The organism is Bradyrhizobium sp. SRS-191 (assembly GCF_024586915.1).
Lineage (GTDB): Bacteria > Pseudomonadota > Alphaproteobacteria > Rhizobiales > Xanthobacteraceae > Bradyrhizobium.
On record NZ_JANBVS010000007.1, the window covers coordinates 296,987 to 321,475 of the forward strand.

The following is a 24,489-nucleotide window of genomic DNA, read 5'->3' on the forward strand; positions in this document are numbered from 1 at the left end:
CGCCGTTGTTAGTTCGTCGAAGCGATGACGCCCTCGCGGTTCTTCAGCACGCGGTAGTAGCTCCACCACAGATGCGCCGCGGCGCCGCGCAGCGGCCGCCAGCTTTCCGCGAGCGGCATCATCTGCTTGGCCGTGGGGCGCGCGGCGAGGCCGAGCCCGACCTTCACCGCCTCCTGAACGGCGAGGTCGCCGGCCGGCCAGGCATCGCCATGGCCGAGGCAGAACAGCAGATACACGTCGGCGGTCCACGGCCCGATGCCGGGCAGGGCGGTGAGCGTGGCGTGCGCGGCGTCGGCCTCCTCGTTGGCGAGGACGTCGAGGTTCAGCCGCCCGGCGTCGAGCTCGCGCGCCATGTGCTTCAGCGTCTTGATCTTGGCGGCGGAGAGCCCGAGGCGCCCCAGCCGGTCGGCGCGGGCGCGGCGGATCGCCTCGGCCTCGAACGGATCGAACGCCGCCTGCAGCCGGCCCCAGATCGCCGCGGCGCTCGCCGTCGACAGCTGCTGGCCGCAGACGATGTGGGCAATGCCGGCAAAGCCCGGCTCGCGCCGCCGCAGCGCCGGCATCCCTGTCGCATCGAGGATCGGCGCAAGCCGCGTGTCCTGTTTGACGAGGTCGCGGATCGCATCCTCGAGGATGGCCTGGCTGTCGAGATGGAGGGTCATGTCGGGGCACGCCGATCCGCGCGAGGCCCTGCCGGGTGGACGGCACGGAGACCCGGGGCTAAGCCAGCTTCAGTCAAAGTTGGAACTCTCATGAGCCTGCGTCACATCCCATCCGACATGGACCGCGACAAAGTCGCCGGTGTCGACACCCTGCTGGATCGTGTCGTTCGCGAGTACGGCGTGTTTCTGCCGTTGGCCATCGAGAGCGGCAGCCGTGCCTGGGGCTTTGCCTCGCCCGACAGCGACTATGATTGCAGGTTCGTCTATGTGCGGCGTGCGGCCGATCATATCAAGCCGTGGCCGGTACGCGACGTCATCGAGTTCCGCTGCAGGACGATTACGATGCGAATGGCTGGGATCTCGCCAAGGCGCTGCGTCTCTTGCTGAAGGGCAATGCTGTCATCATCGAGTGGCTGCGCTCGCCGGTGGTCTACCGCGGCGTGGCCTGGTTTCGTGATGATTTTCTTGCCTTCGCCAAGCGCGCCGCGAACCGCGACGCCATTGCCCGGCACTATCTGCATCTCGGCGAGCGGCAACGCCGGGTGTATTTCGACGACGGCACCAGCGTTGCGCAGAAGAAAATCTTCTATGCGCTCCGGCCCGCCGCGACGCTGCGCTGGCTTCGCTTGCATCCGACCGAGGCGGTGGCTCCGATGCATTTCCCGACGCTCATGGCCGAGTGCGATCCTCCGGCCGCGCTGAGCGAAGAGGTCGCGGATCTCATGCGCCGGAAGGCATTGACCCATGAGCTCGGTAGCGCGGCACTGCCTCTTGCCGTCGCCGACTTCATCGATGCCGAATTCGAGCTGGCGCGGTCGGCTTTTGGCGATGGTCGCGGCAGCGCGGCCGAGATGGTGCAGCAGGCGGAGCAATTTTACCGGACCGTGGTCGAGCGTCTGGAAACCGAAGCGCAGGGAGGAGGGGCGCCGGGATCTGTTCCCCCGATCGCACCATGACGCCACCCGTTTTCCGATTTGCTCCAAGCCCCAACGGCTATCTCCATCTCGGACACGCCTATTCGGCGCTCTTGAACTTCCAGCGGGCGCAAGAGAGTGGCGGTCGCTTCCTGCTGCGCATCGAGGACATCGACCCCACCCGCTGCCGTCCCGATTATGAGCAGGCGATCTACGAGGATCTCGCCTGGCTCGGCATCGCCTGGGCGCAGCCGGTGCGGCGGCAGTCGGAGCATCTCACCGAATATGGCGCCGCGCTGGCGCGGCTGCAGGCGACGGGGCTGGTCTATCCGAGCTTCGAGAGCCGGGCCGAGATCGCGCGGCTGGTCGCGCAACGGGATGGCGGCGGCGGCTGGCCGCGCGATCCCGACGGGGCGCCGCTCTACCCGGGGCAGGCCAAAATGCTCTCTGAGGCCCAGCGTGCAGAACTGATGGCGGGTGGGGCGCCCTATGCCCTGCGGCTGGATATGGCAGCGGCGGTCGCCCGCGTTGGCCGGCTGAGCTGGGAGGAGGCCGGCAGCGGGCCCGGTGGCGAGACGGGAGCGGTCGAGGCAAGGCCGGCCGCATGGGGCGACGTCATCCTGGCGCGCAAGGAAACGCCGACCAGCTACCATTTGTCCGTGGTCGTGGACGACGCGCTGCAGGGTGTGACCGAGGTGGTGCGCGGCCGCGACCTGTTTCATGCCACCAGCGTGCACCGGCTGCTGCAGGCCCTGCTCGGCCTACCGGTACCGGCCTATCGGCACCACCAACTGATTCGCGACGGGCAGGGCCACAAGCTGTCCAAGTCCACTCTGGCCACGGGATTGCGCACATTGCGCGCCGAAGGCGTCTCGCCGGCGGAAATCCGACACAGGATCGGCTTGGTCTAGCCGCGTCCGCCGCAAGTCCCGGCGTCTCCGAATGTTTCCGGCGGGGACAACCTCCGGGGCATCGTGACACCCGGAAACGACCGTGCCATGCTGCTTGATGGCGCGGGTTAATCGGGAGCTTCAATCGAAAGCGGCACGACGAGACATGACAGTAGAAGTGCCCCTTCGTTTGTCGGAGTTCATGTCACAGGGGCCATGATGAAGCGCGTTCGGAACATGAGTACGGGGCGGCGGGGGCGACCGGCCAAGCCGGCTGCGCCCAGGCCATCCGGCGCGTCCAAGACGCGCGCTGTGAAGGCGCCCTCCAGGACGACCTCCTCTCGGACGACATCCTCCAAGACGACCTCCGTGAGGACGCCGCCGTCCAAAGCACGCAAGCCGAAGACTGACGCGGCGAAGGCAACGCCTGCCAAGGTGCGCGCGAAGGCGCGGCCGCTGCAGAAGCACGTCCCCCAGGTCACTGCGCCGGCGGGGACGCGGCGACGTGCGGCCAAATCCAGAGCGCTGAAGGCCATGGCGGGGAAGCCGGCCCCAAAGACTGGTGCGGCTGCCCCGGGACCTGGCGTCGTGGAGGCCGCGCTTGCGGTCTTCGCGCACGAGGTGCGGACGCCCCTGACAGGCATTCTCGCCATCAGCGATCTGCTCGCCACCTCCGATCTCGGTGAGCGCGAGCGGCGCTGGGTCGATACGATCAAGGCCGGAGCCGAGCATCTGTCCAGTCTGGCGACGCTGTTCGTCGCTGCCGCCAAGGACGAGACCACCGGCGCGGTCCTGCGCGAGGATCTGTTCGACCTGCGCGTGCTCGCGCGCGCGGCGGGCGACTCGTTGTCCGGCCGGGCCGCCGCCAAGGGGCTGGAGGCCAAGGTGGAGGTTTCCGACGCACTGCCGGCGCTCGTGGTCGGCGACCCCGTGCGGCTGCGCGCGGCGCTGGAAAACCTGATCGACAATGCGGTCAAGTTCACCGAGCAGGGCGGTGTGGCGTTGAGGATCGCGTTGGCCGGCAAGCCCGGGCGCGGCAAGGGCGGCCCGAAGGGCAAGGTGGCGGTCGCCTTCCACGTCTCGGACTCGGGCATCGGCCTGACGCTGCAGGAGATCAAGCGGCTATTCCGTCCCTTCAGCCAAGCCAATGTCTCGATCGCCTCGCGCTTTGGGGGCGCGGGCCTCGGCCTGTCCTCGGTGCGGCAATTGGCGCGGGCGATGGGCGGCGACGTTGCGGTGGCGCCGCATGAGGGCGGCGGCACGACCTTCACGCTGACCGTGACGCTGACAGTCGCGGCAGCGCCGCTCACGACGGCAGGGGGCGGCGAGGATGGCGTCACCCTGGCGCCGACGCGGCCGCTGCGCATCCTCGGGGTGGAAGACAATCCGTTCGGCCGGGTGGTGCTGAACACGATTCTCAACGAGCTCGGCCATCAGGCCGAGTTCATCGGCCGCGGCGAGGCGGCGCCGGAACGGATCGCCTCGGGCAGCTACGATGCCGTGCTGATGGACATGGTGCTGCCGGGAATCAACGGCGTCGAAACCATTGCCCTGATCCGCGCCCTCGGTGCCCCCCATGGCGACATCCCAATCATCGGTGTCTCCGGGCGCGGCGAGGACGAGGCGGCGTCGCGCGCTGCCGGCGCGGACGCGTTCCTGCTCAAGCCCGTCTCGCCGCGGGCTCTAGCGACTGCGCTTCTTGCAGCGACATCCCGCGCGGCAGCCGCGACTTGATGATCGATGCGTTCAATTCGCCGCCATACACGAAGATGGCGGCGATGAAATACAGGAACACCAGCGCGATGATGACCGAGGCGAGCCCCGCATACATCGTCACGTAGTTGTTGGCGAAGCGCGCCAGATACTGGCCGAACACGATGCCCGACACCAGCGAGGCGACGAAGGTGAAGACGATGCCGGGCATGATCTGCATGAAGCTGCGCCGGCCCGCCGGCAGCCAGGCATGCAGGATGAACAGCGCGACGACCAGCGCGCTGATGGTGATGCCGTAGCGTGAGAGATTGACGAAGCGCTCATTAGCCTCGACCGCCAGCGGCAGATAGCGCCGGGCGGTGGCCAGCATCAGCGGCCCGAGCACGATCAGGAACGACATCGCCAGTGCCGTGATGGCCGCGACCAGCGTGTAGCCGATCGATTCCAGCCGCAGCCAGTACCAGCGGCGCTGCTCGATCACGCCATAGGCGCGGTTGAGCGCCACCCTAAGCGCCTCGACGCCGTTCGAGGCGAAGTAGACCGCGAGCACGGCGCCGATGGTCAGCGCGTCGGTGCGGGTCGTGGTCAGCACATCGTGGATCTCGCCGGTCAGCGCGTCCGCGACCTGGGCCGGCCATGTCTCGAGAATGAGATTGGCGGCCTGGTCGGCCAGATCCTTCGAACCGAGAAAGCCGGCGAGCGAGGTCAGGACGATCAGGAACGGAAACAGCGCCATCAGGGTCGACAGCGCGATATGGCTGGCGATCGCCCAGCCGTCGTCGGCGAGAAACGTGTAGAACGCATCCATGACGACGTGGAAGATGGTGCGAAGCGCCTTCACTTGTCCCTGCACTCCGCGACGGAATTGGCCTGATACAATCCAATAATACGGTGCCAAAAGCCAGCGGTTGCAGGGCCAGATGCGGCGATCCGGCATGGCGCTCCTGCGTCCGCGGTGTTATCTAGCCCCAATGGCTTCACTTCTCGGTAAATTCATCCTGCCCATCGCTGTCGGCGCGGTCGCGCTGGTGCTGTTTCTCGGCCTCGTCAACATGACGCGCGGCGGCTCGCCGAACCTGTCGCAGAAGCTGATGCGCTGGCGGGTGATCCTGCAGTTCGTGGCGATCGTCATTGCCATGGCGGCCATCTGGGCGATGGGGCGCTGAGGTTCAGGCGCTTTCGGCGTCGAGACACGGAGACATTGAGAACACAGCATGGTGGTCCTGAATCGTATCTACACGCGCACCGGTGACGACGGGACGACCGCGCTCGGCAATGGCGAGCGCCGCCCCAAGTTCGATCTGCGCGTCTCCGCCTATGGAACCGTCGATGAGACCAACGCGGCGATCGGTGTCGTCCGGCTGCATCTGGCCGACGCGCCGGAGATCGACGCGATGCTCGGCTTGATCCAGAACGATCTGTTCGATCTGGGTGCCGACCTGGCGGTGCCGCAGCGCGAAGGCAAGGCGGAGCGGCTGCGCGTCGTCGCCAGCCAGGTCGATCGCTTGGAGCGCGACATCGACACGTTGAATGAGAAGCTTGCGCCGCTGACCTCGTTCGTGCTTCCCGGTGGAACCCCGGCCGCAGCGCATCTGCATGTCGCGCGTACCATTTGCCGCAGGGCGGAACGGATCATGGCGGAACTCGCTTCCCGCCCGGAGGAGCCGGTCAGCGAGGCCGCCATTCGTTATATGAACCGGCTGTCGGATTTCCTGTTCGTCGCCAGCCGGGCCGCGAACCGGAATGGCGCCGGCGACGTGTTATGGGTGCCGGGGCAAAACCGTTAACCCGCAACCCCGTTAACCCGGAGGCGTGCGGGCTGGCGTTTTTTCGCCCCTCGCGCGTTGACCGGGGGGTACGGGCGCTTTAGGTTCCGCGCCCGAAAGATCAACCCCGGACAATTGAGAGCGAAAGAGGATCGATGAAGGTTCTGGTGCCGGTCAAGCGGGTGGTCGACTACAACGTCAAGGTCCGCGTCAAGAGCGACGGATCGGGCGTTGAGCTCGCCAACGTCAAGATGTCGATGAATCCGTTCGACGAGATCGCCGTCGAGGAAGCGCTGCGGCTGAAGGAAGCCGGCAAGGCGACCGAGGTCGTCGTGGTCTCGATCGGGCCCGCGCAAGCGTCCGAGACGATCCGCACCGCGCTTGCGATGGGCGCCGACCGCGGCATCCTGGTCAAGGCCGAAGGCAACGTGGAACCGCTCGCGGTCGCCAAGATCCTCAAGGCCGTGGCTCAGGAAGAGCAGCCGGGACTGATCATCCTCGGCAAGCAGGCGATCGACGATGACTCGAACCAGACCGGCCAGATGCTGGCCGCGCTGCTCGGCTGGGCGCAGGCGACCTTCGCCTCCAAGCTCGAGGTCGAAGGCTCCGACTTCAAGGTCACCCGCGAGGTCGATGGCGGCCTGCAGACCGTGAAGCTGAAGGGACCGGCGATCGTCACCACCGATCTCCGCCTCAACGAGCCGCGCTACGCGTCGCTGCCGAACATCATGAAGGCGAAGAAGAAGCCGATCGCCGAGAAGACCGCCGCCGACACCGGTGTCGATCTCACGCCGCGGCTCGAGGTGATCAAGACCGCCGAGCCGGCGGGCCGCAAGGCCGGCGTCAAGGTGAAGGACGTCGCCGAGCTCGTTTCCAAACTCAAGACCGAGGCGGGGGTGCTCTGATGGCCACGCTGCTGATTGCCGAACACGACAACGCTGGAATCAAGGACGCGACCAACAAGGCGCTGACGGCGGCTACAGCCCTCGGCGCCGACGTCGACGTGCTGGTCGCCGGCCAGGGCGCCAAGGGCGCGGCGGACGCTGCCGCCAAGCTCGCCGGCGTCAAGAAGGTGCTGCTCGCCGATGATGCGGCCTATGCGCATGATCTCGCTGAGCCGCTGGCCGATCTCGTCGTCAAGCTCGCCGCCAACTACGACTCGATCGTCGCGCCTGCGACCTCGCGCTTCAAGAACGTGATGCCGCGCATCGCCGCCCTGCTCGACGTGATGCAGGTGTCGGAGATCATCAAGGTCGTCGCGCCCGACACGTTCGAGCGGCCGATCTATGCCGGCAACGCGATCCAGACCGTGAAGTCGAAGGACGCCAAGAAGGTCATCACCGTCCGCACGTCCACCTTCGCCGCCGCGGGCGAGGGTGGCAGCGCGGCGGTGGAGAGCGTCGCTGCGGCCGGTGATCCGGCGCTGTCGAGCTTCGTCGGCGAGGAGGTCGCCAAGAGCGATCGCCCCGAGCTGACCTCGGCCAAGATCATCGTCTCCGGCGGCCGCGCGATGCAGAGCCGCGAGAACTTCGCCAAGTACATCGAGCCGCTCGCCGACAAGCTCGGCGCCGGTGTCGGCGCCTCGCGCGCCGCGGTCGATGCCGGCTACGCGCCGAACGACTGGCAGGTCGGTCAGACCGGCAAGGTGGTGGCGCCGGAGCTGTACGTCGCGGTCGGCATTTCAGGCGCCATTCAGCATCTGGCTGGCATGAAGGACTCCAAGGTGATCGTCGCGATCAACAAGGACGAGGACGCGCCGATCTTCCAGGTCGCCGATTACGGCCTGGTGGCGGATCTCTATCAGGCGGTTCCCGAGCTGACGGACGCGCTCGGCAAGTAATCCTGCTAACACCGGCCGCATGGGACTGCTGCGGCCGGTGTCTTATCTGTTAAGGGCATGGATGGGCGCGATGGCGCGCCGTCCCGGTGGATGACAACATGGCTCAGATCAACAAGCTCGGTGTGATCGGCGCAGGACAGATGGGCAACGGCATCGCGCATGTCGCCGCGCTGGCCGGGCTCGACGTGGTGCTCAACGACGTCACCTCGGACCGGTTGAAATCGGGCATGGCGACCATCAACGGCAACCTGACGCGTCAGGTCGCGAAGAAGATGATCTCCGAGGAGGCCCGAACCGAGGCTCTCAAGCACATCTCCCTGACCGACAGCCTGGACGGGCTGGCCGATTGCGATCTCGTGATCGAGACCGCGATCGAGAAGGAGGACGTCAAGCGCAAGATCTTCCACGATCTCTGCGCCACGCTGAAGCCGGAGGCGATCATCGCCTCCAACACCTCGTCGATCTCGATCACGCGGCTTGCCGCCTGCACCGACCGTCCCGAGCGCTTCATCGGCATCCATTTCATGAACCCGGTTCCGCTGATGGAGCTGGTGGAACTGATCCGCGGCATCGCCACCGACGACGCCACCTTCGAGGCCGCCAAGGAGTTCGTCGGGCGGCTCGGCAAGCAGGTCGCGGTGTCCGAGGATTTCCCGGCCTTCATCGTCAACCGCGTGCTGCTGCCGATGATCAACGAGGCGATCTACACGCTGTATGAAGGCGTCGGGAACGTCGAGGCGATCGACGCGGCGATGAAGCTCGGCGCGCATCACCCGATGGGGCCGCTGGAGCTCGCCGATTTCATCGGCCTGGATACCTGTCTGTCGATCATGCAGGTGCTGCATGAAGGGCTCGCGGATTCGAAGTACCGGCCGTGTCCGTTGCTGGTGAAATACGTCGAGGCCGGCTGGCTCGGCCGCAAGACGCAGCGCGGCTTCTACGACTATCGCGGCCCCAAGCCGGTGCCGACCCGCTGAAACAATCTGAAACGATCCACACGCTTCGTTAAGGCTGATCGGTTACCTTCAGCGTAACGAGGTATATGCGTATGGATATGAGCTTGGTGGCTGCGGTCATGGCGCAGCAGGCGAGTGCGACCCAGCAGCAGGTCGCCACGTCGGTGTTGAAGCAGAACTTGAATGCGCAGAAGGACGCCGTCCTGACCCTGCTCGGCGGCGCGCAGCAGACGCTGTCGCTCGCCAATGTCGGCCCCGGCGTCGGCGGCAACCTGAATATCGCGGCCTGAGCGGGACGACTTTTCTTCCCCCATCCGCAGTCATTCCGGGGCGATGCGCAGCACCGAACCCGGAATCCCGAGCTTATTGGACTCATCTCCAGATTCCGGGTTCAGCCCTGGCGGGCTGCCCCGGAATGACGGCCGTTGTGATCATGACGGCCGTGGTGATGGGCGACCTTACAGCCCCGCCGCCGCCTTCGACGTCGCCGCCTGGATCAGCTTGAGCGCGTCGGCGCTGTCCCATTCCGCCGGTCCCGCGATGGTGGCGATCTCGCAGCCATTGCCGTCGACCAGCACCGAGGTCGGCATGCCCAGCGCGCGGCCGACTGCCTTCAAATCCTGGAACACTTTTGCCTTCGCGTCGCTGAAATAGGCGAGCTGCGTCAGCTTGGCGTCGGCGAGGAATGTCTTCGGCTTCTCCGGGTCGCGGGTGTCGATGTTCACAGCGACGACCTGGAACGCGTCGCTGCCGAGCTTGGCCTGCAGGCCGTCCAGCGCGGGCATCTCCTTGCGGCAGGGCACGCACCAGGTCGCCCAGAGGTTCAAAAGTACCGTTTTGCCGCGGAAATCCGACAGCTTCTTCGCCGCGCCGCTTGCGTCCTCGAAGGCGAGGTCCGGCAGCCGCAGCGGCGCCTTGGCGGCCGTCAGCGCGGCCACCTCGCCCTTGATCAGCGGCGCCAGCCGCGCGGCGGTGTCGACCGCCGCCTGGCAGGCCTGGTCGCCGGCCGGCTTGCCCTTCAAAAGTCCCCCGAACGCCACCGCCGCGATGCCGGCCACGGCGATGACAGCCACGGCGCCGGCGGCGAGCACGGTTCGGCCGCGCGAGGCGGGGCGGGCAGGGGACGTCTCTGGCTTATCGTTTGTCATCTCGGGTCGGTTGCGGCTATCAGAGGCGCGAATTTCAGGGCGCACGAAACGGTGTGTCCCATCCAGACGCGGTCATCAAGGTTTAAGAGCGGCAGGCATGAGCAACAAGATGTGGGGCGGCCGGTTCACGGAACGTCCCGACGCCATCATGGAGGACATCAACGTCTCGATCGACGTCGATCGCCACCTCTACGCGCAGGATATCGCCGCGTCCAAGGCGCACGCCGCCATGCTCGCCGCCCAGGGCATCATCACCTCGGGTGATGCGAAAAATATCGCCAAGGGTCTAGACACGATCCTGTCAGAGATCACCAAGGGCTCGTTCGAGTTCAAGCGCGCGCTCGAAGACATCCATATGAACGTCGAGAGCCGGCTGTCCGAGCTGATCGGCCCCGCCGCCGGCCGGCTGCACACCGCGCGCTCCCGCAACGACCAGGTCGCGACCGATTTCCGCCTGTTCGTCCGCGACGAGCTCGACGACATCGACGCGGCGCTGGCGGCCTACCAGCAGGCGCTCGCGACCCGCGCGCTCGAATTCGCCGGCACTGTCATGCCCGGCTTCACCCATCTCCAGACCGCCCAGCCCGTGACCTTCGGCCACCACCTGCTGGCCTATGTCGAGATGGCCGGCCGCGACCGCGGTCGCTTCCTCGATGCCCGCAAGCGCCTCAACGAATCCCCGCTGGGCGCGGCCGCGCTCGCCGGCACCTCGTTCCCGATCGACCGCCACGCCACGGCGGAAGCGCTCGGCTTCGACCGCCCGATGGCCAATTCGCTCGACGCCGTCTCCGACCGCGACTTCGTGCTGGAGACGCTGTCGGCCGCGTCGATCTGCGCCGTGCATCTGTCGCGCTTCGCCGAGGAGATCGTGATCTGGACCTCGCCTTTGGTCGGTCTGATCAAGCTGTCGGACAAGTTCACCACCGGCTCCTCGATCATGCCGCAGAAGCGCAATCCGGACGCCGCCGAGCTCGTCCGCGCCAAAACGGGGCGCGTCATCGGCGCGCTCAACGGGCTCCTGATCGTCATGAAGGGCCTGCCGCTCGCCTATCAGAAGGACATGCAGGAGGATAAGCAGGGCGCGATGGAGGCCTTCGCGGCGCTGTCGCTCGCCATCCGCGCCATGACCGGCATGGCGCTCGACCTGGTGCCCGACGAAGCCCGCATGAAGGCCGCCGCCGGCGAGGGCTACGCCACCGCCACCGATCTCGCCGACTGGCTGGTCCGGACCCTCAAGATGCCGTTCCGCGAGGCCCACCACGTGACGGGGCGCATCGTCGCGCTGGCGTCGAAGCAGGGCGTGGCGCTGCACGAGCTGCCGCTGAAGGCGATGCAAGAGGTCGAGCCCAAGATCACCGCCGACGTGCTCGGCGTGCTCTCGGTCGAATCCTCCGTGAAGAGCCGCACCAGCTTCGGCGGCACCGCGCCGAAGAACGTGGCGTCGCAGGCCAAGGCCTGGCTGAAGCGGCTGGAAAAGCAGCGAAAGTAGGGCTCGGTCTGCAAATTTGATCGCCATTTGATTACCTTGGCGTGGCACTCCGGCACTCGTCAGGGCGGATCAACCTCTGTATGGTGCCGCCCGCATGGGGATTTCACACGTGACTAGCGCTCGCCGTCCAACCTCCGTCGCCCGGGTCGTTCTCGTCCTCGGCGCTTCCGCGCTGCTGCTCGCCGCCTGCGGCCGCAAGGGCCCGTTGGACCTGCCCGCCAAATCCCCGCCGGCCCCGCAAATGTCGGCCGCGCCGACCGACACCGCGACGGAAAACGCCAACAAGCCCGGCGTCTTCAACTCCGGCTACGGCGCCGACGGCGCCCCCGCCGCCTCGCGCGGCCAGAAGAAACCGTTCTTCCTGGATCCGCTGCTGGACAGCAAATAGGGCCTGCCGCCGTCGCGGCCCCGTAGGAACGGGAGAGGTCGGATTGCATCGTCAGATGCAATCCGGGTGAGGGGGTAAAGGTCTCACCGTGCACACCTCCCGTGCGTCTGCCCCTCACCCCGACCCTCTCCCCGTAAGAACGGGGCGAGGGGGCGCACCGTCGCTGTGGCGAGAGTTCGAATCCGACTTCCTGGACATCTGTGATCTCGCCCGTTCATGAAGGCGGTCAATCCATGCCGTCCCCCGACGTCCGCGAATTGACAATCCCCCTCATTTCCCGGCAATTCGCCGCCACAATCACCCACTCGCAGCCCCCGCGCGCGGACCCGAACCCATGAACCATTTCGACTACCGCGACGGCGTGCTGCACGCCGAGGCCGTCAATCTCGCCGAGCTCGCCGCCACCGTCGGCACCCCGTTCTACTGCTACTCCACCGCCACGCTGGAGCGGCACTACCGCGTGTTCGCGGAGGCCTTCGCCGGCCAGGACGTGCTGATCTGCTACGCCATGAAGGCCAATTCCAACCAGTCGGTGCTGCGCACCCTCGCAAAGCTCGGCGCCGGCGCCGACGTCGTCTCCGGCGGAGAGCTGAAGCGGGCGCTTTCGGCCGGCATCCCCTCCCGCAAGATCGTATTTTCAGGCGTCGGCAAGACCGAGGCCGAGCTACGCGCCGCTCTCGCCGCCGACATCCACTGCCTCAACATCGAGTCCGAGCCCGAGCTCGACCTGCTGGCGCGCCTCGCCGTCGAGACCGGCCACACCGCCCGCATCTCCATCCGCGTCAATCCGGACGTCGATGCCGGCACGCACGCAAAAATCTCGACCGGCAAGTCGGAGAACAAGTTCGGCATTCCCTTGGACCACGCCCGCCGCGTCTACGCCCGCGCGGCCAAGATGCCCGGCATCAAGGTCACCGGCGTCGACGTCCATATCGGCAGCCAGATCACCGATCTCGGCCCCATGGAGACCGCGTTCCGCATCCTCACCGAGTTCGTGCAGACGCTGCGCGCCGACGGCCACGACATCTCCCATGTCGATTTCGGCGGCGGCCTCGGCATCCCCTATCACATGGACCGCGCGGTGCCGCCGGAGCCCGCCGCCTATGCCGCGATGGTCAAGCGCATCTCGCACAATCTCGGCTGCACCCTGATGTTCGAGCCCGGCCGCATGATCGTCGGCAATGCCGGCATCCTCATTGCCAAGGTGATCTATGTGAAGCACGGCGAGGCCAAGAACTTCGTCATCATCGACGCCGCGATGAACGATTTGATCCGCCCGACGCTGTACGAGGCGCATCACGACATCCTCCCCGTGAAGCAGGCCGCGCCGAACGCGCCCGCTTTCATAGCCGACGTCGTCGGCCCGGTCTGCGAAAGCGGCGACTACCTCGCGCTCGACCGCGCGCTGCCCGAGCCCAAGCCCGGCGACCTCCTCGCCATCATGACCGCAGGCGCCTACGGCGCCGTGCAGGCCTGCACCTACAACACCCGCGCGCTGGTGCCGGAGGTGCTGGTCAAGGGCGACAAGTCGGCGGTGATCCGGCCGCGCATCGAGGTCGAGCAACTGATCGCGATGGACACGCCGGCGCCGTGGTTGTGAGGGAGTGGCTGCCGCGCAAGCAGCTCGCGCTGTTGCGCGCATCTGCCTCCACATCGTCATGGCCGGGCCTGTCCCGGCCATCCACGTCGTCCGGCATCCTGGGAACGACGTGGATGCCCGGGACAAGCCCGGGCATGACGATGTAACTGATCGGCAGGCGTTCCTGCCGCGATTGCCCAGTTCATGCTAGGCGTCGTCATCCTCCTCTGCCACGGCGGCGACACGCGCAGCTTCAGCCGTGCGCCTTACGCTGCGCCGAAACTCCGGATCCTTTGCATCGTCACGGCAGATTCAACGGGACTCGATGATGACCACCCTGGACAGCCGCGTGATCGAACTCGTCGAGCAGGTGATGGCTTGGCTGGTCAGCGGGAATTTCCCTGCCGTCGAAGTCCGTTCGCGAGGCCTCCGCTTGTCGGCCGAGATGATGCGGCAGGCCATCGAGGATTATGGCCGGACGTTGGTCATGCCTCCCAGCGAGGCCTTCGCGAGCATGGATGTGATTCGCGTGGCCGATGCGGGCAGGCGGGCGTGGTCAATCCGCTTCGACCTGTGGACGAAGGAGGAAGGCCGGTCGGATCTCTCGCTCGAATGCACAATTGTCGACCGATGCGATGGCCACGCCCTCGATCTGACTGTTGACGATATTCACGTGTTGTGACCATCAGGCTCTTTGTAGCAAAGGACCCCCACCCATGAGCATTCGCGTCGGCATCGTCGGGATCTCCGGTTTTGGCGGCGGCGAGGCGATGCGCCTGATCGCCGGGCATCCCGCGTTCGAGCTGGTCTACGCCGCGGGCGAGGGCAGCGCCGGCCAGCGGCTGGTGGAGCGCTTCCCCGGCGTGCCCGGCAAGCTCGCCGATCTCGTGATCGAGAAGTGGGACCCCGCGCGCCTGCCGCAACTCGACGTGCTCTTCGCCTCGCTCCCCACCGGCGCCTCGCGCGACGCGCTGGCGCGCATCCCGCGCGAGGTGAGGATCGTCGATATCGGCGGCGACCACCGCTATGCCGACGGCTGGACCTACGGCCTCGCCGATGTCTGGTCCGAGGAGATCGCGGGCAAGTCCCGCATCGCCAATCCCGGCTGCTTCCCGGCGGCGGCGCTGACCGCGCTGGCGCCGCTGCTGGCCAACAGGCTGATCGCGCCCGACAACATCGTGATCGATGCCAAGACCGGCATCTCCGGCGCCGGCCGCGGCGGCGGCACAGGCTTCGGCTACGCCGAAAGCAACGAGAACCTTATCCCCTACGGCCTGCTCAAGCACGTCCACATGCCCGAGATCGAACGGACGATCGGGCGGATCAGCGGCGGCAGCGCCGCAGGCCTCGTGTTCACGCCGCATCTGGTGCCGATGACCCGCGGCATCCTCGCCACCATCTACGCCCGCGGCCGCGCCACGTCAGAACAGTGCCTGGACGCCGCCCGCCGCTTCTACGACGGCCGTGCCTTCGTCCGCGTCACCGACAAGCCGCCGCACACCAAATGGGCCGCTGGCTCCAACCTAGCCTTCGTCAGCTACGCCGCCGACCCCGAGCGCAATCTGGTGATCGCGCTCGGCGTTGTCGACAATCTCGGCAAGGGCGCCGCCGGGCAGGCGGTGCAGAATGCGAATTTGATGTGCGGGCTGCCGGAGACGGCGGGGCTGGAGGGGGCGCCGGTTTGGCCGTGAGGGCGGGGGCGAGTCGGCGCAAGAGTATCACGTGCCATGCAGTCTAAGATTTACAAATAGCTACGTGGTTGTCTTGGGGCTGCTCAAGTATCTAACCTGTCTGCTCTGTATGCAGACCTATTGCGGCTTCGATAAAACGAATGTTCCGCGAGTGCTCTCTCGCCTTCCTGCTTCGTCATCTAAGAAAAGCCAGTGCGATAAAAGTCAAAGCGACACCGCCGGCGCCTAGCAGAATTCCATTTATAACTACTCGCCGAGCATCCACGCGCTTAACGCAGGACGGGCAAAGGGTTCGAAGCGAAAAATAGCTCCTTATGGAGGGTTGCTTGATGCCAAAAAGCGCGGAAATCACAATCGTTAATAGTGTTGGTGCGAAACTAGCGAGCCCGGCAACGCTCGTTCCTGTCCGCACAGTTCTGCGAACCCCCTGACCTTTGTTTAAAGACGTGCCACAGAGATAGCAGGCCGTCATTCTCTCCTCCGATTATCCGCATCGATGGTATGTCGCTTTGCCTTTAGCGCTCGACCAGACCAAAGACCTGCCGGAGATACTCAAGGTGATAGTTGCGGGCCACCTATCTACTCCGACTTGGCAATGACCTCGTACTGTCCAGCCCACTCGGCTTGGAAGAAACGCATCAAACGTGCATGTTCCACCGTCTGTGCGCGCTTCGTGCACGGAAATGTTGAGTTGAGTTCCTTGCGAGCAACCGGGGTCAGCGGCCCAGCTTCCGAGAAACGATCTAGCCCGACCGATCGCTCGGGACGAATTTAGGGCTTTCGCAGTTACAACATCTAGCTGGGTATCGGCCGGCAGACGGTTGATGATCTTGAATTCTCTCAAGGCAGCATAGCTGTCCTTATCCCATCCGAGACCAGTACCTGCCACATAGCCCAGCTCCGAAAGTCGATTGATTGCTGGGTCTGGCTTAGCGTCATCCGGGAAAGTCATGGAGACGCTGGGCGACAATTCGGGCGGAGGAGATGGAAGCGGCTTAATCTCCTGTGCGGGGGGAAGCGGCGGAGCAGCCGGCGGGGCTAGCTGTAGGCCAGGAGTTGCTTTAGTTTGGTCAGTAAAATCAAGTGTGTAGGGTTGTGCTTGCGCAATCGTCGGCTGAGGCGCGCCACTCGGAATGGCTAACGTGCCCAGATTGTTTGCAGGCCTGAAAGATGTGGAGTTTGGCCCCGGTGTCAGCGGTGTCGGGGTCGATACACTTGAAGTGCTCGGAGCCTTGGTGGATGTAACTGCCGGTGCCGTAGCGGGGGTCACCGGATTTGCCGTGCTTGAGCTAGATACGTTGACAGCCGGGGCAGTTGGCGTCTTTGGGTTCTCGATCGCACCGACCACCACGAGAGTGGCAACGCAAGCCACGCTGAACACCCATCGACGGGCAGTAACATCGCCGAAAATTCTGACTTTCTCGTCTGCCTCGGCCTGTTTCAATTCCACCCAAATCGACCGCGCACGAGTCGTGAGCTCGTTTCTAGATCTCTCAATCTCTGCAGCAACAGTTCTTACTGAAATGAGATCGTTCTTGAGTGCGGTCTCAAGTGATGTTCGCTTTTGCACAATGCTGGACTTGATCCGTCCGATCTCATTTGGATCAACAGGTAGGCTGGGATTGAAAGAAAATCGTTGCTCCAGTACCGAACGCCAAGATACCAGCTGACCCGCCGTAACTGGTCCAAAACCCGGAATCTGCTCGATGCGCTGTTTGGAAACATCGGCAGCCGTGCTGATGCCATAGGACCTCAACGTCGCCTTCTTGCCATCACCGACGCCCCTTATTTTTGCACTTACGACAGTAAAGCGCTCAAGAAAGCGCTTTAGCTGGATGTCCCGCTGTTTCTGAGCAAGCTCCGCGAGCAAACGAGATTCCTCACTAGGGAGCTCGTTGTACTCGCGAATATGTAGCTCGGCGTTGCGTCTGGCATCGCTGAGCCGGGAGTTATCTCCATCCTTTCGGTATCGCTGCTCTATTTGATCCCAGGCCTTTTTGAGCTGGTGCGAGCGAGGAGAATTTGCGTGCTGCTGCTTTGGGCTGCGAAGCGCGAAGTAACCAGATAAGCCAAGTGCCAGAATGCCTACGGCGGGCGGAACGGCTCCCATTCGCAGGATTGTGCTGGCCAAGATGCCACCGAGCGTTGCCCATATGAATTGCGTCGCCGAGCTGTCGAGAACTCCCTTGTTCTGAGCGTTTGGAAGGCTCTGCACAATCGGCATGAAGCCGTTCAGTGCCTGCGCCGGGCCTGGATCATTAACTCCACGTATTGCCGCAATCAGCTGCCCAAGATCGGCTGGTGTGGCAGTATTGATGGCGAGAGGCAGTGGAAACGCAATAAAACCCGGGAATGCGTTTTCCAGCTTGCACCAGGGGCAGTTCGGGGCGGACGAGAAATGAAAGTGAGCCGCAGAGGCGCTACACGAGATGAGTTGCGACTCTGCCTTCTGAAGCAGTGAGACCCAATCTGCGGCTTTTGGTCGGCCGTTGTGCGAGCCCCTTGGGCCGAAGCATGTCTCGAAGGCAGCGGCGCAATCCGCCGGCAGATATGACAAAGTCGGTGCAAATGGCGGCGGTTCGGTTTGCGTCCGGGCTCTATCCGATGAATACGCGAAACGGTATTCCGCGATAGCCCGTTCCTCAGGCATGTCACCCTTTCCAAGGTATCTGCCCGAAAACGGATGGCGGCCGAGGAACAGCAGGCTGAAGATGGCGACCGCTAGGCCGAATGCGTCATGGTTCTGCGTCCGAACTGTGGTTGCGAACGGCCGTCCTTGCAGTTCAGGTGGCGTGTAGTCGGGGACGCCAACTGTACAAAAATATAGGCGATTCTCCCTGGCGAATTGAAAGGAGTCGCAGTCGATTAATGTAGCCGTCGCATCGTCGCCGACTAATATGCCAGAGTGATTCAAGTCGCCAATAACGCACCCAGCCGCATGTACAGTCGCAACTGCTTTGGCAATGTTTAAAGAAGTTCGTACCAATAGCCTGTAGTCGGCATTTGGAAATTCATTTCGTCGGCTCGCGGGCGAGTACAGTTCGTGGACCGGCTTTTGTTTGCCGACGCGCCGCATCGTGAACCCAGCAAATTTTCCTCCCCCTTCGAATAAGGCTGATATCGGGAATGCTGCATTGCTGACGCGGGATTGAATGTCCGCGGCAATCATCGCGGAGATCTTATCTTTGCGCTCGTCGGCTTTGTCGGGATGATAAATTTTCGCAACTAGATCAGGTGACCCGACGATTTCGAACACCGCTCCTTCACCGCCTCGGCCAAGCAGTTTGCCGAGTGCCACGGCTCTTCTCTGTTGATCGAATATGTTTTTAAGGCGCGACATGGGGTTTTCGGCGCGCAAGTAGCAGCGTTTTATCGTCGTCTGTTCTTTGACAGACAGCCGGGCTTCTCAAATAATTCCTTAGGTGGGACGATAGATTTCGATTTCGCCCCGTTCCGAGAGGTTTGAAGCCCGAGAACATCTGGTTAAAGAATGGATCGAAGGGGCGTTTTGTTGCGAAGTTCAAAACTAGATGTTCGATGCCGTCGGTGAAGACAGCTAGTTCGGCGACCGAGCCGCTTATTTCATTTAGACTGAAATTCGGCTGAGGGTCGTCCGTGATGAAATAGGTTGTAGATGCATATTCGCCGTGAGCGGGCCAACTTGATACGTCCCACTCTTGCGAACCGGCTAGGCGGTGAACGGCTGCTCCGTCTCCTACATGCAGGACCGTTGCCTGGGATTGTCCAATAACACACCCTACAAGGGTTGCCGCGAACTCGCGACGAGGGAGTTCTAACGATTGTGAGATTATTTCAATACGTCCACGGATGTCGTCGAGCCAGTCGCTTGCTATGTCTCGAGAAATACCTCGGATCGTTCCTCCGTCCTTTAAATAATTCCGCACGTTGCGGCAAAACGCGCGGATAGCGATGCGAGCGCCTAAAGACGAGTGTTGAACTGAGCCAGCCCCATCCGAACAAGCGACGATAAGGGCTGCTTCGTGTTCTCCTTGAACGAAAAGGCATGCGCCAGAATCGTCGCAGCCCCTATTTATTTTTAGGTGGGACGTGCCAACAGCGCTTGCCGATACCCACTCCCACTCGATACTGGTCATCCCGCCGTGGCCCAGCCATTCGGAGCCGCTGGGTTTTGCAAGGGCACTTGGTCGCCTGGATTAGACCTGGATACTGAGGAGAGCGAAGCGGACAACCATTGGAAGAATTCTTTGAACTGAAGACCTTTCAGCTTCAAAGGTTCGCGAGTGGCGATGGCGCGCAGCGTGTTAAGATCTGCCCCTTCGACCCCGACGGCATAGAACATGAAGGACTTTGAGGCTTCCCCCTCGTGGACGAGTTGGGTGGCCCGCGATACAGAATCTGTAGGAGTTCCGTCCGTGATTAGAAACACCCAGGGGCGGTAGTTTTTAACGCCTGCCGATCGGTAAATGGCCTTTCTCTCTTTTAACATGTTGATAGCCTGCTCGATGGCTTCTCCCATTGGAGTCGCACCTGCTGGCTCGATCCTCGGCGGATAAAAGTTCTGAGCCGATACAAAATCGACTTCTATTCTCACAGGGCCGAAAGTTACGATCGCCACTTCCACGCGCTTTGCGGCAAGACTATCGGCTACTAGTTCATCCCGGAATGCCTGTAGGCCATCGTTCAATTGCTGAATAGGGGCGCCAGTCATCGAGGCCGAATTGTCTAGGACGAGGATCACGGGACACCTGTTCTCGGGATTCTCGATGAATTCGGTCGCGTGAAAAGGCTGTTGAGAGAAATCGATTTCCGACATTTGAGTGCCCTTATTCATGGCAGTAATGGACTATTCATATACAATGCCAATTGGTTTGCAACCCAGAGGGGAGATCTGCCCGCCGTTGGGGAGCGCGTCGGCATGACGGCCTCACGCCGTCGGACCTTGGTTCCGGTGCGCCTGATAGTTCGCGGGGTCCGCATGGACGTGGCCGCTTTTTATGACACGCAATAACGGTGAGCTTATGCCAGTTGCTGCGATCGCTCACATGCCCTTGGCAGGTCTTGCGACCGACTTCTCTGATAACTTAAAAGGCCGGGTCCTCGCCGGTGCGTCCGAAATAGGTGTTGCGCTTTATCCGAAATCGTGCTCTACTCCTGGCATCCCGTCCCGCTGAGGGGGCGCTTCGCGGTCGTCACGGACGTCGGGTGCGGGATGCGGTGGGCGCATTGGGACGCAGCGTGGGTTTGCTCGCGCGGACGAACGATCCCGGTGCGACGAGGAAGTCGCGTGGTTCTGGCATCCCGATGCTGATGCCAAGTGGGCGATGACGTGTCGTCCGCGACGGGGCCAACAAGCCGGTCCCCGGGAAGAGCGCGTATAAATCGTAACTCCATCGCGCAGGGAAGGCCGGGTGATCTCGGCTGAGCCTGTGGTTCTGCCGCGTGCTTCTTTGTTGCACGCGGACCATGGGCGCCGGCCGGCGCCCGGTCTTCCCTGCGCCCTCTGTTCGAGGAGGGTGACGAATTCCGGGATCACTCGGGTGCAGACGCGCCGCGAGAACGGATGTGCATGAGATGCGCGTGGTTGGCAGTGCGGGCCTCGCCCTTCGAGACGCCCGCCTGCGGCGTGCTCCTCAGGGTGAGGGACACGAGGCTTGTCCGGATTTGTAGCGCTCGCCTCGATGCCGACCCTCATGGTGAGGAGCGCCGCTGTGCGGCGCGTCTCGAACCACGAGGCCCCCGGTGCCGCGCCCCGTAGCTTCCCGGGAACCCGCGCCGGTCACACTGTTGTGTGCACGGCCTCCGGCCGCGGGAAAGCCCGAGATGAACGGGTGCCTCACGGCTGCCGTTGTGTTAGGGTGAACATCCGGGCAACCTGGAGACATCGTTGAGCGGCGAGACCCCCGAGCCGGCGCGGCCGGCAAGCAGCACCCCCGCAGGCAGCTCTCGTGAGGGGCTGAGCAACGACGGCTTGGCGCGGCTGAAGCTGGCGCAGGCGCTCAAGCGGGCGCAATACGCCATCGCCTGGGAGCGCGGCTGGCCGCATCTCGCTAGGCTGCTGATGGTGCTCGGCCTGTTCCTGATCGTCTCCTGGGCCGGGCTGTGGCTCGGCCTGCCGTTCGCGGCGCGCATGATCGGCGTCGCGCTGTTTCTGCTGCTGCTGCTCGGCGCCGCCGTGCCGATGCTCAGGTATCGCTGGCCGACCCGCGACGAGGGCCTGGCGCGGCTCGACCGCGGCTCCGGCATCGCGCATCGCCCCGCCACCGCGCTGACCGATACGCTCACCACCAAGGATCCGATCGCCCAGGCGCTGTGGCAGGCGCAGCGCGAGCGCACGCTGGCCTCCGTCAAGCGCATCCGCGCCGGCACGCCGCGGCCGCGGCTGTCGCTGCACGATCCCTGGGCGGTGCGCGCGCTGGTCGTCGTGCTCTTGGTCGCGACCTATGTCGCCGCCGGCGACGAGCGGCCGATGCGCATCGCCTCGGCGTTCGACTGGAACGGCGTGATGACGCCGGTCGCGATCCGCGTCGATGCCTGGATCAAGCCGCCGCTCTACACCGCGAAGCCGCCGATCATCCTGTCCGCCGCCAACAAGGAAGGCGCGGTGCCGGCGAGCGGCGCGATCGTCGTGCCCGCCGGTTCGACCCTGATCGTGCGCTCCAGCGGCGGCAATCTCGACGTCATCACCTCGGGCGGTATCGCGGAAGCCGCGGCAAACGAGGTCGCCGCCAGCGAGGCGGCGCCGAATGGCACCACCGAGAAGCACTACACCATCAAGGCCGACGGCACCGTCCATGTGCGCGCGCCGTCGGGGCAGCCGCAATGGGTGTTCGTCGCCACGCCGGACAAGCCGCCGGTCATCAGCATGGCCAAGGACCCGGAGCGCCAGGCGCGCGGCTCACTGAAGCTGTCCTACAAGCTCGAGGATGATTACGGCGTCACCGAAGCCCGCGCCAAGGTCGCCGCGCGCGCCGCCGAGGGCAAACCGGATGCGCCCGCGGCGCGGCCGCTGTTCCAGCCGCCGGAGTTTCCGCTGGTGCTGCCGAATTCGCGCACCCGCAACGGCGTCGGCCAGACCGTGAAGGATCTGAGCGAGGACCCCTATGCCGGCGCCGACGTCACGCTGACCCTGACCGCCAAGGACGAGGCGGGCAACGAGGGCCAGAGCGAGCCGTTCGAGACCAAGCTGCCGGAGCGGCTGTTCACCAAGCCGTTGGCGCGAGCGCTGATCGAGCAGCGCCGCATCCTGGCGCTCGACGCCAACCGCAATGGCGAGGTGTTCACCGCGCTCGATGCGCTGGCGATCGCGCCGGAATTGTTCACGCCGGAGCCCGGCCAGTATCTCGGCCTGCATTCGGTGACGCGCCAGCTCGAAGCGGCGCGCACCGATGATGCGCTGCGTGAGGTCGTCGCCAGCCTGTGGGCGCTTGCGGTGACCATCGAGGACGGCAACATCTCCGACGTCGACAAGGCGCTGCGCGCGGCGCAGGACGCGCTGAAGCAGGCGCTGGAGCGCGGCGCCAGCGACGAGGAGATCAAGAAGCTCGCCGAGGACCTGCGCAAGGCGATGGACAACTACATGCGCCAGCTCGCCGAGCAGCTGCGCAACAACCCGCAGATGGCGCAGCGGCCGCTCGACCAGAACACCAAGGTGCTGCGCCAGCAGGACCTTCAGAACATGATCGACCGCATGGAGCGGCTGTCGCGCCAGGGCGACAAGGAGGGCGCGCGCGAGCTGCTCGAGCAGTTGCAGCAGATGCTGGAGAATCTGCAGATGGCGCAGCCCAACCAGGGCGGTGATCAGGACATGGAGCAGGCGCTCAACGAGCTCGGCGACATGATCCGCAAGCAGCAGCAGCTTCGCGACAAGACCTTCAAGCAGGGTCAGGACTCGCGCCGCAACCGCGGCAAGCAGGGTCAGCAGGGTGATCAGGACCAGAGCATGGGCGACCTGCAGCAGGATCAGCAGGCGCTGCGCGACCGGCTGAAGCAGTTGCAGGAGCAGCTCGCCAAGCGCGGCATGGGCCAGAAGGGCGAAAAGGGCCAGAAGGGCGAGAAGGGACAGAAAGGCCAGAAGGGGCAGCAGGGTCAGCAAGGCGAGCAGGGGGATCAAGGCGACCAGGGCGATTCCGGCGACGGTCTCGACGAGGCCGATGGCGCGATGGGCGATGCCGGCAGTCAGCTCGGCGACAGCAACGCCGATGGCGCGGTGGAGTCGCAAGGCAAGGCGCTCGATGCGCTGCGCAAGGGTGCGCAGAGCCTGGCCGAAGCGATGCAGCAGGGCGACGGCGACCAGCCGGGCGACGGCCCCGGCCAGCGCGCCGGCCGCCAGCAGGGCGCGCAGCAGACCGATCCCTTGGGCCGCCCGATGCATCCCGGCCGCGACATCGACGATTTCTCGCAGAAGATCCCCGGCGAGATCGACGTCCAGCGCGTCCGCCGCATCCTCGAAGAACTGCGCCGCCGCCTCGGCGACCAGTCGCGGCCGCAGGTCGAGCTGGATTACATCGAGCGGCTGCTGAAGGACTACTGAGGAATGGCGCGGCCACGGGACATCATCCCCGTGGCTCGCCGTTTGGACTGGAGGCTGCGCTCGTCAGTAGCGCTTCTCGGACAGGATGCGCGCCGCGTGCTGCAGCCTGTCGACGGAGCGTTCGGTGTCGGTCAGCGCGCAGCAGCTGACCAGCGTGTCGATGATCGCAAGCTGCGCGACGCGGCTGCTCATCGCCTCCGGCCGGTAGCGCGTCTCATTGGCGACGGTGTAGAGCAGCACCTCGCAATGCGCCGCCAGCGGCGACTTGCCGAGCCGGGTGATGCCGATGGTGCGCGCGCCGGCCGCCTGCGCCAGCCGCGTCGCCAGCACCGTCTCGACCGTGCTGCCGGAATGCGACACCGTGACGGTCGCAACCTCGGGCCCGGTCATGCCGGCGCTGACCGCCTGGACGTGGGAGTCGACGATGGCGTTGGCCGCGAGCCCGAGCTGCAGCAGGCGGTACGACAGATCCTGCGCCACCGGCGCCGAGCTGCCGATGCCGTAGATCTCGATCCGCCGCGCCTCGCGCAACAGTCTCGCCGCCTGCGCCAGCGCGTCCATCGACAGCAGCCGGCGCGTCTCCTGCAGCGAGGCGGCATGGGCGGCGAAGATGTGGTCCGTGACGGTCGCGGGGTCATCACCCCGGTGCAGGTCCTCCTGGATCAGCCTGACAGGCTCGATCAGGTCCCGCGCCAGCATGATCTTGAGCTCCTGGAAGCCGCGCACGCCCACCCGCCGGCAGAACGACACGATCGTCCCCTCGCTGACGCCGCAGGCCTCCGCCACCTCGGTGATCGACATGTGGATGAACGGCTCCGGCCGCGCGACCACCAGCTCCGCAATCTGCCGCGCCTTGGGCGGAAGCTCGTTCTGCAACTCACGCACGCGGGAGAGAATGCCGGTCGCGGCCGTCCCGGAGCTGAAGGTGGAACCCGTCACGC

At 64.8% G+C, this 24,489-nt stretch carries 21 protein-coding genes and 1 pseudogene; 15 read left to right on the forward strand and 7 right to left on the reverse strand.

Annotated elements, in window-relative coordinates; all coding sequences use genetic code 11:
* Positions 1-8: 8 nt before the first annotated feature.
* On the reverse strand, positions 9-662 hold the full coding sequence (locus NLR35_RS15660) for a DNA-3-methyladenine glycosylase (RefSeq protein ID WP_257167415.1): 654 nt from the start codon (positions 660-662) through the stop codon (positions 9-11).
* A gap of 117 nt (positions 663-779) precedes the next feature.
* Between NLR35_RS15660 and NLR35_RS15665 the strand changes: the two are divergent.
* The 3 genes and pseudogenes from NLR35_RS15665 (at position 780) to NLR35_RS15675 (ending at position 4,200) form a co-directional block, all read left to right on the forward strand.
* A pseudogene (locus tag NLR35_RS15665) lies at positions 780-1,618 on the forward strand (DNA polymerase beta superfamily protein).
* Positions 1,615-2,487 carry a tRNA glutamyl-Q(34) synthetase GluQRS gene (gluQRS, locus tag NLR35_RS15670; protein WP_257167416.1) on the forward strand — a complete coding sequence of 291 codons (873 nt, stop codon included), beginning with the start codon at positions 1,615-1,617 and terminating at the stop codon, positions 2,485-2,487. The pseudogene NLR35_RS15665 and the gene gluQRS overlap by 4 nt, the downstream one beginning before the upstream one ends.
* Positions 2,488-3,000: 513 nt before the next feature.
* Positions 3,001-4,200 carry an ATP-binding protein gene (locus tag NLR35_RS15675; RefSeq protein WP_257167478.1) on the forward strand — a complete coding sequence of 400 codons (1,200 nt, stop codon included), beginning with the start codon at positions 3,001-3,003 and terminating at the stop codon, positions 4,198-4,200.
* Here the strand turns inward: NLR35_RS15675 and NLR35_RS15680 are convergent.
* Positions 4,127-5,020, reverse strand: coding sequence for a YihY/virulence factor BrkB family protein (locus NLR35_RS15680; protein WP_257167417.1), 894 nt, complete (start codon positions 5,018-5,020; stop codon positions 4,127-4,129). The genes NLR35_RS15675 and NLR35_RS15680 overlap by 74 nt on opposite strands.
* A gap of 130 nt (positions 5,021-5,150) precedes the next feature.
* Between NLR35_RS15680 and NLR35_RS15685 the strand changes: the two genes are divergently transcribed.
* The 6 genes from NLR35_RS15685 (at position 5,151) to NLR35_RS15710 (ending at position 9,031) form a co-directional block, all read left to right on the forward strand.
* Positions 5,151-5,345, forward strand: coding sequence for a twin transmembrane helix small protein (locus NLR35_RS15685; protein WP_008964842.1), 195 nt, complete (start codon positions 5,151-5,153; stop codon positions 5,343-5,345).
* A gap of 48 nt (positions 5,346-5,393) precedes the next feature.
* Entirely contained in the window at positions 5,394-5,966 is a 573-nt protein-coding gene (locus NLR35_RS15690; RefSeq protein WP_257167418.1) for a cob(I)yrinic acid a,c-diamide adenosyltransferase, read from the forward strand.
* Between the two features lie 134 nt (positions 5,967-6,100).
* On the forward strand, positions 6,101-6,850 hold the full coding sequence (locus NLR35_RS15695; RefSeq protein WP_257167419.1) for an electron transfer flavoprotein subunit beta/FixA family protein: 750 nt from the start codon (positions 6,101-6,103) through the stop codon (positions 6,848-6,850).
* The gene (locus tag NLR35_RS15700; RefSeq protein ID WP_257167420.1) at positions 6,850-7,785 is read left to right on the forward strand and encodes an electron transfer flavoprotein subunit alpha/FixB family protein; all 936 of its coding nucleotides are present in this window, start codon (positions 6,850-6,852) and stop codon (positions 7,783-7,785) included. Before NLR35_RS15695 ends, NLR35_RS15700 begins: the two co-directional genes overlap by 1 nt.
* 98 nt (positions 7,786-7,883) lie before the next feature.
* Positions 7,884-8,762 carry a 3-hydroxybutyryl-CoA dehydrogenase gene (locus NLR35_RS15705; RefSeq protein ID WP_257167421.1) on the forward strand — a complete coding sequence of 293 codons (879 nt, stop codon included), beginning with the start codon at positions 7,884-7,886 and terminating at the stop codon, positions 8,760-8,762.
* A 71-nt stretch (positions 8,763-8,833) separates the two neighbouring features.
* Complete coding sequence (locus tag NLR35_RS15710) at positions 8,834-9,031, forward strand: putative motility protein (RefSeq protein WP_006610573.1); 198 nt, start codon at positions 8,834-8,836, stop codon at positions 9,029-9,031.
* A gap of 168 nt (positions 9,032-9,199) precedes the next feature.
* Here NLR35_RS15710 and NLR35_RS15715 read toward each other — a convergent pair whose 3' ends face one another.
* Positions 9,200-9,889, reverse strand: coding sequence for a TlpA disulfide reductase family protein (locus tag NLR35_RS15715; protein WP_257167422.1), 690 nt, complete (start codon positions 9,887-9,889; stop codon positions 9,200-9,202).
* A gap of 97 nt (positions 9,890-9,986) precedes the next feature.
* Here NLR35_RS15715 and argH point away from each other — a divergent pair, with 97 nt between their 5' ends.
* From argH to argC, 5 genes are all read left to right on the forward strand, one after another.
* Positions 9,987-11,378: an argininosuccinate lyase gene (argH, locus tag NLR35_RS15720; protein WP_257167423.1), complete on the forward strand. Its 1,392-nt coding sequence runs from the start codon at positions 9,987-9,989 to the stop codon at positions 11,376-11,378.
* Positions 11,379-11,487: 109 nt separating this feature from the next.
* Positions 11,488-11,766: a lipoprotein gene (locus tag NLR35_RS15725; RefSeq protein WP_374940819.1), complete on the forward strand. Its 279-nt coding sequence runs from the start codon at positions 11,488-11,490 to the stop codon at positions 11,764-11,766.
* Between the two features lie 334 nt (positions 11,767-12,100).
* Positions 12,101-13,366 carry a diaminopimelate decarboxylase gene (lysA, locus tag NLR35_RS15730; protein WP_257167425.1) on the forward strand — a complete coding sequence of 422 codons (1,266 nt, stop codon included), beginning with the start codon at positions 12,101-12,103 and terminating at the stop codon, positions 13,364-13,366.
* Between the two features lie 307 nt (positions 13,367-13,673).
* Positions 13,674-14,027, forward strand: a complete 354-nt coding sequence (locus tag NLR35_RS15735) for a hypothetical protein (protein ID WP_257167426.1) — start codon at positions 13,674-13,676, stop codon at positions 14,025-14,027.
* A gap of 34 nt (positions 14,028-14,061) precedes the next feature.
* On the forward strand, positions 14,062-15,036 hold the full coding sequence (gene argC, locus NLR35_RS15740; RefSeq protein ID WP_257167428.1) for an N-acetyl-gamma-glutamyl-phosphate reductase: 975 nt from the start codon (positions 14,062-14,064) through the stop codon (positions 15,034-15,036).
* A gap of 484 nt (positions 15,037-15,520) precedes the next feature.
* On the opposite strand, the gene NLR35_RS15745 is transcribed toward argC, so the two are convergent.
* Genes NLR35_RS15745 through NLR35_RS15750 form a run of 3 tightly spaced genes read right to left on the reverse strand, consistent with a single transcriptional unit; the run spans position 15,521 to position 19,831 of the window.
* Positions 15,521-18,376, reverse strand: a complete 2,856-nt coding sequence (locus NLR35_RS15745) for a helix-hairpin-helix domain-containing protein (RefSeq protein ID WP_257167429.1) — start codon at positions 18,374-18,376, stop codon at positions 15,521-15,523.
* The gene (locus NLR35_RS34320; protein WP_374940820.1) at positions 18,363-19,151 is read right to left on the reverse strand and encodes a PP2C family serine/threonine-protein phosphatase; all 789 of its coding nucleotides are present in this window, start codon (positions 19,149-19,151) and stop codon (positions 18,363-18,365) included. Before NLR35_RS34320 ends, NLR35_RS15745 begins: the two co-directional genes overlap by 14 nt.
* The gene (locus NLR35_RS15750; protein WP_257167430.1) at positions 19,148-19,831 is read right to left on the reverse strand and encodes a VWA domain-containing protein; all 684 of its coding nucleotides are present in this window, start codon (positions 19,829-19,831) and stop codon (positions 19,148-19,150) included. Before NLR35_RS15750 ends, NLR35_RS34320 begins: the two co-directional genes overlap by 4 nt.
* A 1,071-nt stretch (positions 19,832-20,902) precedes the next feature.
* Between NLR35_RS15750 and NLR35_RS15755 the strand changes: the two genes are divergently transcribed.
* Complete coding sequence (locus NLR35_RS15755; protein ID WP_257167431.1) at positions 20,903-23,548, forward strand: TIGR02302 family protein; 2,646 nt, start codon at positions 20,903-20,905, stop codon at positions 23,546-23,548.
* Between the two features lie 63 nt (positions 23,549-23,611).
* Here NLR35_RS15755 and NLR35_RS15760 read toward each other — a convergent pair whose 3' ends face one another.
* The gene (locus NLR35_RS15760) at positions 23,612-24,487 is read right to left on the reverse strand and encodes a MurR/RpiR family transcriptional regulator (protein ID WP_257167432.1); all 876 of its coding nucleotides are present in this window, start codon (positions 24,485-24,487) and stop codon (positions 23,612-23,614) included.
* Between the last annotated feature and the right edge of the window lie 2 nt (positions 24,488-24,489).

Bases quoted from the DNA above. Each gene is read 5' to 3' on its own strand.
- NLR35_RS15660 (WP_257167415.1), bottom strand. From the start codon at position 662: ATGACCCTCCATCTCGACAGCCAGGCCATCCTCGAGGATGCGATCCGC.
- gluQRS (WP_257167416.1), top strand. From the start codon at position 1,615: ATGACGCCACCCGTTTTCCGATTTGCTCCAAGCCCCAACGGCTATCTC.
- NLR35_RS15675 (WP_257167478.1), top strand. From the start codon at position 3,001: ATGGCGGGGAAGCCGGCCCCAAAGACTGGTGCGGCTGCCCCGGGACCT.
- NLR35_RS15685 (WP_008964842.1), top strand. From the start codon at position 5,151: ATGGCTTCACTTCTCGGTAAATTCATCCTGCCCATCGCTGTCGGCGCG.
- NLR35_RS15690 (WP_257167418.1), top strand. From the start codon at position 5,394: ATGGTGGTCCTGAATCGTATCTACACGCGCACCGGTGACGACGGGACG.
- NLR35_RS15695 (WP_257167419.1), top strand. From the start codon at position 6,101: ATGAAGGTTCTGGTGCCGGTCAAGCGGGTGGTCGACTACAACGTCAAG.
- NLR35_RS15700 (WP_257167420.1), top strand. From the start codon at position 6,850: ATGGCCACGCTGCTGATTGCCGAACACGACAACGCTGGAATCAAGGAC.
- NLR35_RS15705 (WP_257167421.1), top strand. From the start codon at position 7,884: ATGGCTCAGATCAACAAGCTCGGTGTGATCGGCGCAGGACAGATGGGC.
- NLR35_RS15710 (WP_006610573.1), top strand. From the start codon at position 8,834: ATGGATATGAGCTTGGTGGCTGCGGTCATGGCGCAGCAGGCGAGTGCG.
- NLR35_RS15715 (WP_257167422.1), bottom strand. From the start codon at position 9,889: ATGACAAACGATAAGCCAGAGACGTCCCCTGCCCGCCCCGCCTCGCGC.
- argH (WP_257167423.1), top strand. From the start codon at position 9,987: ATGAGCAACAAGATGTGGGGCGGCCGGTTCACGGAACGTCCCGACGCC.
- lysA (WP_257167425.1), top strand. From the start codon at position 12,101: ATGAACCATTTCGACTACCGCGACGGCGTGCTGCACGCCGAGGCCGTC.
- NLR35_RS15735 (WP_257167426.1), top strand. From the start codon at position 13,674: ATGACCACCCTGGACAGCCGCGTGATCGAACTCGTCGAGCAGGTGATG.
- argC (WP_257167428.1), top strand. From the start codon at position 14,062: ATGAGCATTCGCGTCGGCATCGTCGGGATCTCCGGTTTTGGCGGCGGC.
- NLR35_RS15745 (WP_257167429.1), bottom strand. From the start codon at position 18,376: ATGTCGCGCCTTAAAAACATATTCGATCAACAGAGAAGAGCCGTGGCA.
- NLR35_RS34320 (WP_374940820.1), bottom strand. From the start codon at position 19,151: ATGACCAGTATCGAGTGGGAGTGGGTATCGGCAAGCGCTGTTGGCACG.
- NLR35_RS15750 (WP_257167430.1), bottom strand. From the start codon at position 19,831: ATGTCGGAAATCGATTTCTCTCAACAGCCTTTTCACGCGACCGAATTC.